Source organism: Janthinobacterium sp. JF4 (assembly GCF_059617925.1).
This window is the reverse complement of sequence record NZ_JCAQAV010000006.1, coordinates 1-13,598: the sequence shown is the minus strand read 5'-3', so window position 1 is coordinate 13,598 and position 13,598 is coordinate 1. Positions and strand designations below refer to the sequence as shown.

Sequence of the window (13,598 nt, the reverse complement as noted above, 5' to 3'; positions counted from 1 at the left end):
TTCCTCAGTCGAGACGCCGGTTACAGCCGAACCATGCCCGCCGCGACGGTCTGGTGGGTGACTTCATCGATCAGGATGAATGCCCCCGTGGCGCGGATATCGGCATACGCGTCGGCCGCCAGCGCCTGCTGCACGTTCAGGCTGATGCGGGCGATGTCGTTCAGCTTCAAGCCTTCGGCCGGATGGCGCTGCTGCGTATTGATGTCGAGGATCGATTCGATCGCCGTCACTTTGGCCGCCGTCTGCTTCGTGCCATGCTTGATCCAGTACTTGCGGCGCAGGTCCAGCGCGTCCTCCGACAGCCAGCACACGTCGGCCACCACCTGTTTGAGCAGCGTGGCAGGGTGCTCGCTGCTGGCCAGCAAGTCGCCGCGCGAAATGTCGAGGTATTCATTGAGCAGCAGGGTGACGGACTGGCCCACCACGGCCGTCGGCAGCGAGCCGTCCAGAGTGACGATATCCTTGACGGTGGCCGTCTGGCCCGAGGGCTGCACCACCAGGGTATCGCCGATGCTGACCTTGCCCGCTTCGATGCGGCCCATGTAGCCGCGGAAGTCGTTCGCTTCGTGGCCGTTGTGGCGCGCCACCAGCTGCACCGGGAAGCGGAAGGGCGTGTCGTGCGATTCGTCGTAGACGGATAAGGACTCCAGCAGCTCGATCAGGGTCGGGCCCGTGTACCAGCCCAGCTTGTCGCCGCGTTCGACGACGTTGTCGCCGGTCAAGGCGGACAGGGGGATCGGCGTGATGTCCTTCAAGCCCAGCGACTGGGCGAATTCGCGGTAGGCGGCCACGATGCGGTTGTATACCGTCTCATCGTAGTCGACCAGGTCCATCTTGTTGACGGCCACGACCACGTGCTCGATCTGCAGCAAATGGGCAATCGTCGAATGGCGCTTGGTCTGGATCAGCAATTCCACGCTGCCGTCGTCTCCCAGTTTCACCTTCGACACGTCGATCAGGATGATGACGGCGTCGGCGGTGGACGCGCCCGTGACCATGTTGCGCGTGTATTGCTCGTGCCCAGGCGTGTCGGCGATGATGAATTTGCGTTTCGGCGTGGCAAAGTAACGGTAAGCCACGTCGATGGTGATGCCTTGCTCGCGCTCCGCTTCCAGGCCGTCCGTCAGCAGGGACAGGTCGACCGTGTCGCCCACCGTGCGCTTGTGCTTGGAGCGCGACATGGCGTCGAGCTGGTCGGCGAAGATGCCCTTGCTGTCGAACAGCAAGCGGCCGATCAGGGTGCTCTTGCCGTCATCGACGGAACCGGCCGTGATAAAGCGCAACATGCCGCGCTCCAGGCTGTCGGTGAGGTTGGTGTTCTGGATTGCTGCGTTCATTAGAAATACCCTGCTTTCTTGCGTTTTTCCATCGAGGCTTCGGAAGTCTGGTCATCCATGCGGGTGGCGCCCCGTTCCGTGATTTGCGTGATTGCCGTCTCGGCGATAATGGCGTCGACCGTCGCCGCGTCCGACGATACGGGGCAGGTGCACGAGATATCGCCCACCGTGCGGAAGCGCACGACTTGCGTTTCCACCGTTTCGCCTTCGCGCGGCGGCGTCAGATCCGTCAGCGGCACCAGCAGCCCGTTGCGCGGGATCACCTGGCGCTCGTGCGCGAAGTAGATCGGCGGCAGTTCGAGCTTTTCGCGGGCGATGTATTGCCACACGTCCAGCTCCGTCCAGTTCGAGATGGGGAAGACGCGCATGTTCTCGCCCGGATGGACGCGGGTGTTATACAGGTCCCACAGTTCGGGACGCTGGGCTTTCGGGTCCCAGGCGCCGAATTCGTCGCGGAACGAGAAGATGCGTTCCTTGGCGCGGGCCTTTTCTTCGTCGCGGCGCGCGCCGCCGATGCAGGCGTCAAATTTATGTTCGGCGATGGTTTCCAGCAAGGTCACGGCTTGTGCCGCGTTGCGCGAATCCGTGGCCGGGTTGCGCAGGCGCACGGTGCCGCGCTGGATCGAATCTTCCACGGAGCCGACGATCAGGCGTTCGCCCAGTTCCGCCACTTTCTTGTCACGGAAAGTGATGACTTCCGGGAAGTTGTGGCCCGTGTCGATGTGCACGAGGGGAAAGGGGAACTTGCCTGGGCGGAAGGCTTTCTCGGCCAGGCGCAGCAGGACGACGGAATCCTTGCCGCCGGAAAACAGCAGCGCGGGATTGGCCGATTCTGCCGCCACTTCGCGCATGATGTGGATGGCTTCCGATTCAAGGCTGTCGAGGTGACGCTGGTTCAAAATATTGCTCATATGGGTGCTTTCTTGTTCTGCTGGGTCTGTTGTGTCTGTTCAGGCTGCCACGGATTTGATACGTATCAACTTACCGTCCACCATGTGCAGGCCGCATTCCTTGGAGTCCGGATTTTCCCACCACCAGCGTCCGGCGCGCACGTCCTCGCCCGGCTGCACGGCCCGGGTACAGGGTTCGCAGCCGATCGACGGGTAGCCCTGGTCGTGCAGTGCATTGTAGGGCACGTCGTTGGCACGGATATAGTCCCACACATCTTGCTCGGACCAGTCAGCCAGCGGATTGAATTTCGTCATCGCGTGCGCGGCGTCCTCTTCCTGCACGTGCAACTCGGCGCGCGTGGTGGACTGGGCGCGGCGTTGTCCCGTCACCCAGGCCTTGTTGCCGGCCAGGGCGCGACCCAGCGGTTCGACCTTGCGGATGCGGCAGCATTCGCGGCGCATCTCGACGCTGTTGTAGAAGGCGTTCAGACCGTTCTGCTCCACGTAGGCGGCGACAAGCTCCGGCTGCGGGCGGTACAGGGTAATGTCGTGGTCGTAGCGGGCCTTGACCTTGTCGAGCACGGCCAGGGTTTCCTGGTGCAGCCGGCCCGTTTCCAGGGAAAAGATGCCGATGGGCAGCTTCGCCTTGAGAATCATGTCGGTCAGTACCATATCTTCGGCTGCCAGGCTGGACGCGAACACGGCCGGCGAAAAATCCGCGGCGATGCGTGTCAGCGTTTGCTCGGTGGCGTCAATCAAAGAAAGCAGATTGCTCATGATTGGCCCTCAGATGCCGGCCGCGTTGTCGAGGTCAGGATTCTGGCCTTCGCGCTGGTGGCGGCGGAACAGCGGCGATTTTTGATCCCACGAGGCCTGGTAGGTTTCCGAAAAAACGGACAAGCCTTTCAGGGCGTCGTGGATGCTGCGGTCCGGACGCGTCGCATACGCGTCGAAGCCGACGCGGTGCATGGAAAACAGCTGGTCGCGCAGCACGTCGCCGATGGCGCGCAACTCGCCCTGGAAACCCAGGCGGGCGCGCAGGTTGAAGGCGATGGAATAGCCGCGGCCATCCGTGAATTTCGGGAAATCCACGCCGATGACGGGCAGTTGCGCCACGTCGGCCGCCAGTTCTTCCGGGCGCTCGTCGCTGGCCAGCCAGACGCCGATGTCGGGCAGGCGCGCCAGCAGGCTCTCGCGCTGGGCTTGCCACACGGGCAGCGGTACGATGACCTTGCCGGCAGGCACGACGACCGTTTCCGGCGTCTCGCTTTCATCGAGGCGCAGCAAGCCCCAGGTATTCGGCACCACGGCGGCGTTCTTGATGATTTCTTCGCGTACTTCAAACATATTCGTCTTCTCCCACCAGGTTGCCGACCGTGATCGGCGTTGCATAGACATGTTCCTTGAACGGCGCCAGGCCCAGGCGCTGCGCCGTGTCGACGAAGCGCTCGCCTTCATGGCGGTCGCGCACGTAGACGTGCAGCAGGCGGCCGATGACTTCAGGCATCTGCAGGGAAGAGAACGATGGTCCGATGATCTTGCCGATGGCCGCGTTGTTGCCCTGCGCGCCGCCGATCGACACTTGATACCATTCGCTGCCATCCTTGTCGACGCCGAGAATGCCGATGCTGCCCACGTGATGGTGGCCGCAGGCATTGATGCAGCCGGAAATATTCAGCTCGATTTCGCCGATGTCGTGCTGGAAGTCGATGCTGTCAAAACGCTCTGCGATGGCGGCCGCGATCGGCAGCGACTTGGCGTTCGCCAGCGAGCAGAAATCGCCACCGGGGCAGCAGATCATGTCCGTCAGCAAGCCGATGTTCGGCGTGGCCAGGCCGTGCGCCTTGGCTTCCTGCCACAGTGCAAAGAGTTTCGACTGTTCCACGTCGGCCAGCACCAGGTTTTGCTCATGCGTCACGCGCAATTCGCCAAAGCTGTAGCGGTCGGCCAGATCGGCCACGAAGTCGATCTGCTCGGCCGTCGCGTCGCCTGGCGGCACGCCCGTTTTCTTCAGCGACAGCACCACGGCCGCGTAGCCGGGGCGCTGATGCGGCTTGACGTTGCGCGCCAGCCAGTTTACGTACGCCTTGTTGTCCGCGTGTTCGGCCTTGTAGTCGAGTTCCGGCAAGGGCAGGTAGGCGGGCGGATGGAAAAAGTCCGCCACGCGCTGCATTTCCTCGGCCGTCAAGGTTTCCGGACCATCCTTCAAGTCGACCCATTCCGCTTCCACCTGGCGCGTGAATTCTTCCACGCCGATGGCTTTCAACAGGATCTTGATGCGCGCCTTGTACTTGTTGTCGCGGCGGCCGTGCAGGTTGTACACGCGCATGATGGCCTGGATATACGTCAGCAAATGCTGCCACGGTAAAAATTCGCGCACGACGCTGCCCAGGATCGGCGTGCGGCCCATGCCGCCGCCGGCCATTACCTTGAAGCCCACTTCGCCAGCGGCATTGCGCACGGCCGTCAAGCCGATGTCGTGCACGGCGATGGCGGCGCGGTCTTCTTCGGCGCCATTGATGGCGACCTTGAATTTACGCGGCAGGGCGATGAACTCGGGGTGGAAGGTGCTCCACTGGCGCAGCACTTCCGCGTACGGGCGCGGATCGATGATTTCATCGGCCGCGACGCCGGCGTACGGGTCCGATGTTGTATTACGGATACAGTTGCCGGAAGTCTGGATCGCGTGCATTTCCACGGACGCCAGGTCCGTCAGGATATCGGGAGTTTGCTCCAGTTCGATCCAGTTGAACTGGATGTTCTGGCGCGTGGTGAAGTGGCCATAGCCGCGGTCATACTTGCGCGCGATGTGCGCGAACATGCGCATCTGCTTCGCCGACAGCAAGCCGTACGGCACGGCGATGCGCAGCATGTAGGCGTGGCGTTGCATGTACAGGCCGTTTTGCAGGCGCAGCGGAATGAATTCCTCTTCCGTCAGTTCATTGGCGATACGGCGCGCAACCTGGTCTCGGTACTGGGCGATGCGTTCTTTGATGATGAGGTGGTCGTACTGATCGTAATGGTACATATCAATTCCTAAAAAAGCCGGGGTGCTGGAAGATTGCCTGGGATTATGTTCTTGATACTGCTCGTGTTACTTAATAGATTAGCTTTACTGCCACGCCGGTCAAGGTCATCGCCAGCAGCACTCTTAAAAACTTTTCCGGCACGGAGCGGGCTATCCAGGAACCGAGCGTGATGCCTGGCAGGGAGCCGACCAGCAAGGAGGCCAGCAATTCCCAGTGGATGGAGCCGAGCCACCAATGGCCCAGGGCGGCGATGGCCGTCAGGGGCACGGCGTAGGCGATATCGGTGCCCGCCACTTCGGCCGAGCTCATGCGTGGATACAGCATCACCAGCAGGGTCGCGCCGATGGCGCCGGCGCCGATCGACGACACCGTCACCAGCACGCCCAGCACGGCGCCGGCGATGATGGTCGCGGCGGCAAGCTTGTTGCCTTGTAATTGTTTCTCTGGGTGCGCATTGATCCAGGCCAGCATGCGGCCCTTGAAAATGAGTGCCACGACGGTCAGCAGCACGGAGCCGGCGATCGAGTAACGAATGATCTGGCCGATTTCCGGCGACAGGGTGCCGAACGATTTCAGGGCCAGGGTCGCGATGACGGCTGCGGGCAGGGCGCCGATGCACAGGCGCTTGACGATATCCCAGCGGATGGTGCCGCGCAGGCGGTGCGTCAGGGTGCCGGCACTCTTGGTGATCGAGGCGAAGGCCAGGTCGGTGCCCACCGCCACGGAAGGCGGTACGCCAAACAGCAGGGTTAACAGCGGCGTCATCAGCGAGCCGCCGCCCACACCGGTCATTCCTACGAGTAATCCTACGGCAAATCCTGAGACTATATAAGACAAAGTCATGCTTGCACCCCCAAAGTACTCGCAATAGTAATAAACTTAGTGTTTATTCCAAACTACTTAGTACGCATTTGCTTATATGCGATATGCGTATATGCATGAACGCAAAATCATGGGTGGGGCGGAAACTCGGCAAATCACGGCAATCTAGGGCAAATCAGCAATGAATCTCCATCAACTGCGCTTCGTGCGCGAAGCGGTCCGGCAGAATTACAACCTGACGGACGCCGCCAAGGCCTTGTTTACGTCGCAACCGGGCGTATCGAAAGCCATTATCGAGCTGGAGGAAGAGCTGGGCGTGGATATTTTTACACGCCACGGTAAGCGCATCCGCGGCTTGACGGAGCCGGGCCGCCTGGTGCTGGAGTCTGTCGAGCTGATCATGCAGGAAATCGACAGCATGAAACGCATCGGCAAGGAATTCGCGGCGCAGGACAGCGGCAGCTTTACCATTGCCACCACGCATACGCAGGCGCGCTACACCTTGCCCAAGGTGGTGCAAGCCTTCATGATCAAGTTCCCCAAGGTACGATTGTCTTTACTGCAAGGCAACCCACGCCAGATCGCCGAGATGGTGCAGCGCGACCAGGCCGACCTGGCCATCGCCACGGAGTCGATCGCCGCCATCGATGGCTTGATCACCTTGCCATGTTATCAATGGGAGCACGTGGTGGTGGTGCCGGTCGACCATCCGCTGCTCAAGTCGAAGTCCGTGACCCTGGAAGAAATCGCCGCCTTCCCCCTGATTACCTATGACAGCGCGTTCGCCGGACGCAACAAGATCGACCACGCTTTCGTGCTGCGCGGCTTGAAGCCGGACATCTTGCTGGAAGCCATCGATGCGGACGTGATCAAGACTTATGTCGAGTTGGGCATGGGGATTGGTATCATAGCGGGTATGGCCTTCGATGCCGAGCGCGACAAAGGCTTGCGCGCCATCCCTGTCGGTCACCTGTTCGGCATGAATGTGTCGCGCGTGGCCGTCAAGCAAGGCGCGTATTTGCGCAGCTATATCTATACCTTTATCGAGTTGCTGACGCCGACCCTGAACCGCAAGCTCATCGAGCAGGCGATGAGTGGTGATAAAGAGCACTACGAACTATAACAATGCATGAAGTCGGCCGGGCGAGGTGTCTGGCCAAGATTATTTAAGAAGAGAAGAAACAATGATTACCGATCAGCTTGCCAAATATTACGCCACCATCGCGCAGCAGTACGAGCGCGTCTATGACAAGCCCGAACGCCAGGAAGACCTGGAAGTATTGCGCGACAAGATCGCCGACGTGCTGGAAGGCCACACCGTGCTGGAACTGGCTTGCGGCACCGGCTATTGGACGGAAGTGGTCGCCGAGTCGGCCGAGTCCGTGCTGGCCACCGATATCAACGATGAAATGCTGGCGCTGGCCCAGGCACGCGGTTTGCCCGACAACGTCACCTTCGCCAAGTTGGATGCGTTCAATTTGCCCGATGACTTGCTGGGCAAGTTCACGGCCGTGTTCGCCGGCTTCTGGTGGTCGCACGTCAAGCGCGAAGACCAGGACAAATACCTGAAGCAATTGCGCAGCAAGCTGGGCAAGGACATCCTGCTGGTGTTGATCGACAATTCCTATGTCGATGGCAGCAGCACGGTCATCGCGCGCACCGACCTGGAAGGCAACACCCACCAGTTCCGCACGACGGATGGGGGGGAGCGCTATGAAGTGCTGAAGAATTTCCCATCGGATAGCCACCTGCGCAAGAAGTTTGCCCACTCGGCCCGCGAAATTCGCATGAAGCGCCTGGAATACTACTGGCTGCTGAGCTGCCGCCTGAAGTAAGGCTGGAACGGCAACACAAGCCGCCCTCGGGCGGTTTTTTTTCGTCTGTTGTTTTTATCTAACAAGTCATTGTGCAAAAAAACAACATCTTGTCGATGTCATATTGTTGAAGTATTTGGTGGGCATGATTCGGTTCAGCAGCTAAGCAGCAACATTCTTGTCCAACCTAATGTAGAGAATCTCAAGTGAAAAAAATTACTCTGGCAGCATTGATCATCGGCACCTTCGCAGCAGCTACGGTACAAGCACAATCGAACGTCACCGTGTACGGCCTGGTTGACCTCGGTATTGCCAAGACCACTGGCCAGCCGACGGTACAACGCGAAAACAATGCGTCGCGCCTCGGTTTCAAGGGTACGGAAGATCTGGGTGGCGGCCTGTCCGCAATTTTCAACCTGGAAAGTGAATTCCTGGCTGACACCGGCGCGCAAAAAGGCGTGTTGTTCGACCGTCAAGCTTACGTGGGCTTGAAAGGCGCGTTTGGTACCGCCATCCTGGGCCGCACCAAGAACCTGGTCGATGGCACCATCGCCCGCGTCGATCCATTCAACACCTATGGCGTGGTCGGCAAGAACAATGAAACGCTGCTGCGTTCGGGCGTCGGCACGTCGCGCGTCAACAACGCCGTGACCTACAACAGCCCAAGCTTTGCAGGTTTCGTGGGCAGCCTGCAATACGTGCTGAGCGAAGTCAACAGCGCTGACGCAGGCGTGATCGGCCTGGCAACCTATGACAATGGCCCAATCAGCTTGCACGCTGGCTACGAAAAAGCCGTGCAAGCAACGGCAACGGCCGCCAAGCCTGACCTGTGGTCCATCGGTGGTGGCTATAAATTCGGCCCAGCCAAAATCACGGCCGCCTACTCGAAGGGCGACACCAAGGTGGCTGCCAACGGCGAATTCAAGTCCTACCTGATCGGCCTGAACTACACGGTTGGCGGCGGCGATGCCAAAGTGTCGTATGGCAAGCAAGAGCAAAGCAACAACAAGTTCAGTGACCGGGACACCATCAAGGAATTCGGCGTCGGCTACGACTACCACCTGTCGAAGCGTACCGACGTGTACGCTTACGCTGGCCGCGAGCGCGTCAAATCACTGACTTCGTACCAGATCGGCCTGGCACACAAATTCTAAGCATCATTCGATGTGATGGAGTGGAGGCGCCTGCGGGCGCCTTTTTTATTGCGTTGCCGCTTCTGCCGCCCCGGCATGCATGGGCAGCGAGATGTCGATGCGCGTGCCGCCCAACTCGCTATCGGCGCCGATATGGATGCTGCCATTCAAGCCCCACACCCGTTCGCGCATGCCCAGCAAGCCCAGGGCCGTGGCTTTTTCCATGTCGTGCTCGGCAATCCCGCGGCCGTCATCCTGGATGGTGATGGCCAGCGAGGAATCGATGCGGTGCAGGGCGATGGTGATGTGACTGGCCTCGGCATGGCGTGCAATATTCGTCAGCGCTTCTTGCACGATGCGGTAGATGGCCGTGCTGCGCGCATCGTCGAGCACCAGGTCGGCTTCATCGGCAAGCAAGTCGAAATGGATGGCGCGGCGCAGCAGGAAGTCGTGGCGCAGTTTTTGTAGCGCAAAATACAATCCGCCTTCATCGAGCGCGCGCGGGCGCAGGTTGCTGGCGATGCGTCGCAGCGAAGTGATGGCTGTCACCAGCAAGCCATCCATGCTGTGCAGCAAGGCGTGCAGGGATACGGTGGTGTCCGCGTGTTGGCGCACCAGGGTCAGGTCGACGCGCAAGGTGGCCAGTAACTGCCCCAGGTCATCATGCAGTTCGCGCGCGATATGCTTGCGCTCTTCTTCGCGGATCGATTGCAGCGCGCTCGACAATTCACGCAGTTGCGAAAAGGAGCGGGCCAGCTGTTCATGCATTTGTTGGCGCGCACTGATGTCGCGCACGATGATGGTAAACACGCTATGGCCGTCCTCCTGCATGGCCGAGAGCGACCCTTCGAGGGGAAACATGGCGCCATTGCTGCGCCGTCCCGTCAAGGTGTAATCGGTGGCGCGCCGGCCCGTCAGGCGCAGCTCCAGGCTGATGTCGCCAAACGGCGGATCGCCATCGTGCTTGCCCAAGCCGCCCAGGGTGCGCAAGTCGCGCAGAATATAGTGACCCAGGCGCATGCCGCGCATGCCGGCCGGCGTGTCGTCGAACAATCTGGCTGCCGCCGCGTTCGCATGCAGGATGATTTGCCCGCTGTCGATGCTGATGATGGCGTCGCTGGCGCTGTCGATGATGGCCTGGCCACGCGCCTGCCGTTGCCGGCGGGCTTTCAGTGGCGGAAACAAGCACAGCAAAAGCGCTGCCGCCATGCCCAGTGGCAGGATGCGCAGTAGTGCGGAACTGCCTCGGTCAGGCATGGGGTTCTCCTTGCGAACGTGAACGAAGGCAAGACAGGAATGACGGACAGGACTTTAGCCTATGCCTGTTGGCGCGGCGTGGCTTGATGTGGCGCAGGAAGGGGAACGAAGAGAGCCATGCGCCGCACCGGCCGGGGCCGGGCGGCGGCAAGAGGCTTACATTTGCTTGAACAGGTGCAGGAAGCTGCGGCTTACCTCGAGCTTGTCGGACTTGCCTTTGATGAGCACCAGGTGGCGGCCGCGGATGTCGCGCGTCACGCCTTCGATGGCATTCACATTGACCAGGGTGGCGCGGTGGATTTGCCAAAACAGCGAAGGATCGAGCTCTTCGGCCAGATCGCGCACGGGCTTGCGGATCAGCGCCTCATACTTGGCTGTCTGTACGCAGGTGTATTTTTCGTCAGAACGGAAGAACAGAATCTCTTCCACGGGGATCATGCGCAAGTCCTGGCCGATGCTGGCCTGTATCCATTGCAAGTAGGTCGGTTTGGCCGTGATTTTTTCCGCCAGTTGCGACAGCATGGCCGTGACGCTGCTGTTGACATCCAGGGCCGGCTTGTTCAAGTGCGTTTTCAGGCGTTCCACCGTCACCAGCAAGCGCTCATGCTCGGGCGGCTTGAGCACGTAGTCGACGGCGCCCCGCTCGAAGGCTTCGACGGCGTGGGTGTCATAGGCCGTGACGAAGACGATATGGGTCTTGCCACCAATCACTTGCGCCGCTTCCATGCCCGTCTTGCCCGGCATGCGGATATCGAGGAAGGCAAAGTCCGGTTTGAGTTGCTCCACCAGTTCGATCGCTTCGTCGCCATTCTTGGCTTCGCCGATGATTTCCAGTTCGGGCCAGGCTTGGCCCAGGCGCAGGCGCAGCTGGTCGCGCATCAGTCTTTCGTCGTCGGCAATAATAGCGGTAGGCATAGGTCTCAAGTGTGAACAGGCGAAGATTGATTATTCAATGATTTAGCGTTTTTATCAACTACTCCGTCTTATTTGGACAATTGATATGGCACTTCGATCACGGCGCACACGCCGGACGGTTGATTTGGCGTAATGGTCAGGCTGCCCTGGTCACCATGCAACAGCTTCAGGCGTTCGCGGATGGTGGGCAAACCGAGCCCCGTGCCATCGCTGGGCACCACGCCAAAGCCGAGGCCGTCATCGGTGACCGTCACGCGCAACTTGCTGTGCGCCACTTCGGCCACGATGCGCAGGGTGCCGCCTTCCGGTTTGACTTCCAGGCCGTGCTTGATGGCATTTTCCACCATCGATTGCAGCATCATGGGCGGGAAGGCGGCGCTGCGCAGGCCATCGGGAATCTGGAAATCGACGGTCAGGCGTTCTTCCATGCGCATTTTCAGCAGGTTCAAGTACGCTTGCACCATGTCCGCTTCACGGCCCAGGTTGGTAATCAGGGCGTTGTCGCGCATTTGCGGCAGCACGGCGCGCAGATACTGGATCAGGCTGCGCTGCATCTTGGCCGCGCGCGGCGGATCGACCTGGATCAGGTGTTCGACGGAGGCAAGCGTATTGAACAGGAAGTGCGGCTCGACTTGCGCCTGCATCATCTGCATCTTCGCTTCGCTGAGCTGGCGCTGCATGGATTCGCGCTCGGCTGCCTCGTTTGCCGTGACGGTTTCCGCTTCCGCGCGTTTCTTGCCGCCGACCAGGGCCTTCATGGCAAACAGGGCCAACACCAGCAAGGAGACAAAACTCTTGAACCAGGTCGAGGCTTGCTGGTGATAGCGCGACACTTTTTGTTCTGCCGCGTCATCGACCGCTTCTTCGATGGCATTCGACAATTCTTCACCGATTTGCGGCGGCAATTCAATATGCACCTCTTCGCCCGAGGCATTCGTCGTTACTGGATAGCTGGGCTTGGCAGGAGCTGCCGGTGGTTCAGGCGGTTCGGGTGGCACTGCACCGGCTTGTGCGTCTGCCTCGGCGGCATCGGCTGGATCGGCCGAGCTGCTACGGCGGTTCTTGCTGTTGCGGGGATTGAAGTGAATACCCGTATCGTCGATCAGGATATTGGTTTCACCCGAGCCCTTGCTGCTGCGTTTATGCGACTTGATGACCACTTCTTCGTCCGGGCTTGACGAGAACAGCTCATCTTGCAAGATGGAGCCGGCGATCAGGGCCAGTGCAGCGAACAGGAAGAATTTCCACCAAGACAGTTGGGTGACCCAGGTCGTCGTCGCGTCGAATGCCCGTTGCAACCAAGCGAGGATGGTTTTCAACAATTGGGGCAGGCTGGAAATCGGAAGCATGGGGGCACTTTCAAGTACAAGAGTTAATCGACGCAGCGGGCAAGTTTAACCCTTTGTTGAGTAGCGTCAGAGTCTGATGTTGCCACTGTGCCTAAAGACCACGAACTACGCCAGCCGATTGCGACAGGCTGCACAAAAAGGCGCTTGAAGTGAAGACTATGCTTGCTGGGCGGTGAGGCGGAAAAATAGCCCTTGCGGAGAGGGCGGAGCAGGGCTATAATTCGCCCCCTCGCTGAACGATGCATGCAAATGCCGAGTAAGGCAGGGTGAAAAAGAAGGTTGACGAAATGCTGCAAACGCTTCATACTCTTCCTTCTTCGCAGCTGACAAACACAACGCTTTGTCGATAGCGCGAAAGCAGTAACCGAATACAGTTCTTTAACAATTAACAGTCGATAAGTGTGGGCATTTGATGTAAGTGCAGCGCTGCGCAAGCAGCGTAAAACTTAAAATATCAAATGTTCACAAGAAATAATGAAATAGGCGCTACGCAAGTAGTGGCCTGTCAGTTTTTTGAGTGAGCAAATCTTTTGCAATGCAAAAGATTTGGATGGTAGTGATACTGTCCGACCTGTCAGAAATGACATTAAACAGAGATTAAACTGAAGAGTTTGATCCTGGCTCAGATTGAACGCTGGCGGCATGCCTTACACATGCAAGTCGAACGGCAGCACGGAGCTTGCTCTGGTGGCGAGTGGCGAACGGGTGAGTAATATATCGGAACGTACCCTAGAGTGGGGGATAACGTAGCGAAAGTTACGCTAATACCGCATACGATCTAAGGATGAAAGTGGGGGATCGCAAGACCTCATGCTCGTGGAGCGGCCGATATCTGATTAGCTAGTTGGTAGGGTAAAAGCCTACCAAGGCATCGATCAGTAGCTGGTCTGAGAGGACGACCAGCCACACTGGAACTGAGACACGGTCCAGACTCCTACGGGAGGCAGCAGTGGGGAATTTTGGACAATGGGCGAAAGCCTGATCCAGCAATGCCGCGTGAGTGAAGAAGGCCTTCGGGTTGTAAAGCTCTTTTGTCAGGGAAGAAACGGTGA

11 protein-coding genes, 1 rRNA gene and 1 pseudogene are annotated in these 13,598 nt (G+C 59.4%); 4 read left to right on the top strand and 9 right to left on the bottom strand.

The genetic code is table 11. The features are described from left to right. Nucleotides 1-20 precede the first annotated feature (20 nt). The 6 genes and pseudogenes from AC54AF_RS08045 to AC54AF_RS08020 form a co-directional block, all read right to left on the bottom strand. Nucleotides 21-1,337, bottom strand: coding sequence for a sulfate adenylyltransferase subunit 1 (locus AC54AF_RS08045; protein WP_496636128.1), 1,317 nt, complete (start codon nt 1,335-1,337; stop codon nt 21-23). After that, nucleotides 1,337-2,260, bottom strand: a pseudogene (gene cysD, locus AC54AF_RS08040) (sulfate adenylyltransferase subunit CysD); the annotation flags it as partial. The pseudogene cysD and the gene AC54AF_RS08045, both read right to left, overlap by 1 nt. A 27-nt stretch (nt 2,261-2,287) precedes the next feature. Beyond that, on the bottom strand, nt 2,288-3,004 hold the full coding sequence (locus AC54AF_RS08035; RefSeq protein ID WP_496636127.1) for a phosphoadenylyl-sulfate reductase: 717 nt from the start codon (nt 3,002-3,004) through the stop codon (nt 2,288-2,290). 9 nt (nt 3,005-3,013) lie between these two features. Further along, nucleotides 3,014-3,574, bottom strand: coding sequence for a DUF934 domain-containing protein (locus tag AC54AF_RS08030; RefSeq protein WP_131386995.1), 561 nt, complete (start codon nt 3,572-3,574; stop codon nt 3,014-3,016). Then, complete coding sequence (locus AC54AF_RS08025; RefSeq protein ID WP_496636126.1) at nt 3,567-5,255, bottom strand: nitrite/sulfite reductase; 1,689 nt, start codon at nt 5,253-5,255, stop codon at nt 3,567-3,569. Before AC54AF_RS08025 ends, AC54AF_RS08030 begins: the two co-directional genes overlap by 8 nt. 70 nt (nt 5,256-5,325) lie before the next feature. Continuing rightward, nucleotides 5,326-6,099, bottom strand: coding sequence for a sulfite exporter TauE/SafE family protein (locus AC54AF_RS08020; RefSeq protein ID WP_152251672.1), 774 nt, complete (start codon nt 6,097-6,099; stop codon nt 5,326-5,328). Between the two features lie 160 nt (nt 6,100-6,259). On the opposite strand from AC54AF_RS08020, the gene AC54AF_RS08015 reads away from it, so the two are divergent. The 3 genes from AC54AF_RS08015 to AC54AF_RS08005 all read left to right on the top strand — a co-directional run bounded on the left by AC54AF_RS08015 (nt 6,260) and on the right by AC54AF_RS08005 (nt 9,046). After that, on the top strand, nt 6,260-7,201 hold the full coding sequence (locus tag AC54AF_RS08015; protein ID WP_102292355.1) for a CysB family HTH-type transcriptional regulator: 942 nt from the start codon (nt 6,260-6,262) through the stop codon (nt 7,199-7,201). Nucleotides 7,202-7,262: 61 nt separating this feature from the next. Beyond that, nucleotides 7,263-7,913 carry a class I SAM-dependent methyltransferase gene (locus tag AC54AF_RS08010; protein WP_496636125.1) on the top strand — a complete coding sequence of 217 codons (651 nt, stop codon included), beginning with the start codon at nt 7,263-7,265 and terminating at the stop codon, nt 7,911-7,913. 185 nt (nt 7,914-8,098) lie between these two features. After that, entirely contained in the window at nt 8,099-9,046 is a 948-nt protein-coding gene (locus AC54AF_RS08005) for a porin (RefSeq protein WP_496636124.1), read from the top strand. Nucleotides 9,047-9,091: 45 nt separating this feature from the next. On the opposite strand, the gene AC54AF_RS08000 is transcribed toward AC54AF_RS08005, so the two are convergent. The 3 genes from AC54AF_RS08000 to AC54AF_RS07990 form a co-directional block, all read right to left on the bottom strand. Then, nucleotides 9,092-10,282 carry a PAS domain-containing sensor histidine kinase gene (locus AC54AF_RS08000; protein ID WP_496636123.1) on the bottom strand — a complete coding sequence of 397 codons (1,191 nt, stop codon included), beginning with the start codon at nt 10,280-10,282 and terminating at the stop codon, nt 9,092-9,094. Nucleotides 10,283-10,438: 156 nt separating this feature from the next. Further along, entirely contained in the window at nt 10,439-11,197 is a 759-nt protein-coding gene (locus AC54AF_RS07995) for a LytR/AlgR family response regulator transcription factor (protein ID WP_034782231.1), read from the bottom strand. Between the two features lie 68 nt (nt 11,198-11,265). Further along, nucleotides 11,266-12,546 carry a sensor histidine kinase gene (locus AC54AF_RS07990; RefSeq protein ID WP_070253895.1) on the bottom strand — a complete coding sequence of 427 codons (1,281 nt, stop codon included), beginning with the start codon at nt 12,544-12,546 and terminating at the stop codon, nt 11,266-11,268. A gap of 599 nt (nt 12,547-13,145) precedes the next feature. On the opposite strand from AC54AF_RS07990, the gene AC54AF_RS07985 reads away from it, so the two are divergent. Further along, a 16S ribosomal RNA gene (locus AC54AF_RS07985) occupies nt 13,146-13,598 on the top strand; the annotation flags it as partial.

Coding starts and splice junctions, on each gene's coding strand:
- AC54AF_RS08045 (WP_496636128.1), bottom strand. CDS start 1,337: ATGAACGCAGCAATCCAGAACACCAACCTCACCGACAGCCTGGAGCGC.
- AC54AF_RS08035 (WP_496636127.1), bottom strand. CDS start 3,004: ATGAGCAATCTGCTTTCTTTGATTGACGCCACCGAGCAAACGCTGACA.
- AC54AF_RS08030 (WP_131386995.1), bottom strand. CDS start 3,574: ATGTTTGAAGTACGCGAAGAAATCATCAAGAACGCCGCCGTGGTGCCG.
- AC54AF_RS08025 (WP_496636126.1), bottom strand. CDS start 5,255: ATGTACCATTACGATCAGTACGACCACCTCATCATCAAAGAACGCATC.
- AC54AF_RS08020 (WP_152251672.1), bottom strand. CDS start 6,099: ATGACTTTGTCTTATATAGTCTCAGGATTTGCCGTAGGATTACTCGTA.
- AC54AF_RS08015 (WP_102292355.1), top strand. CDS start 6,260: ATGAATCTCCATCAACTGCGCTTCGTGCGCGAAGCGGTCCGGCAGAAT.
- AC54AF_RS08010 (WP_496636125.1), top strand. CDS start 7,263: ATGATTACCGATCAGCTTGCCAAATATTACGCCACCATCGCGCAGCAG.
- AC54AF_RS08000 (WP_496636123.1), bottom strand. CDS start 10,282: ATGCCTGACCGAGGCAGTTCCGCACTACTGCGCATCCTGCCACTGGGC.
- AC54AF_RS07995 (WP_034782231.1), bottom strand. CDS start 11,197: ATGCCTACCGCTATTATTGCCGACGACGAAAGACTGATGCGCGACCAG.
- AC54AF_RS07990 (WP_070253895.1), bottom strand. CDS start 12,546: ATGCTTCCGATTTCCAGCCTGCCCCAATTGTTGAAAACCATCCTCGCT.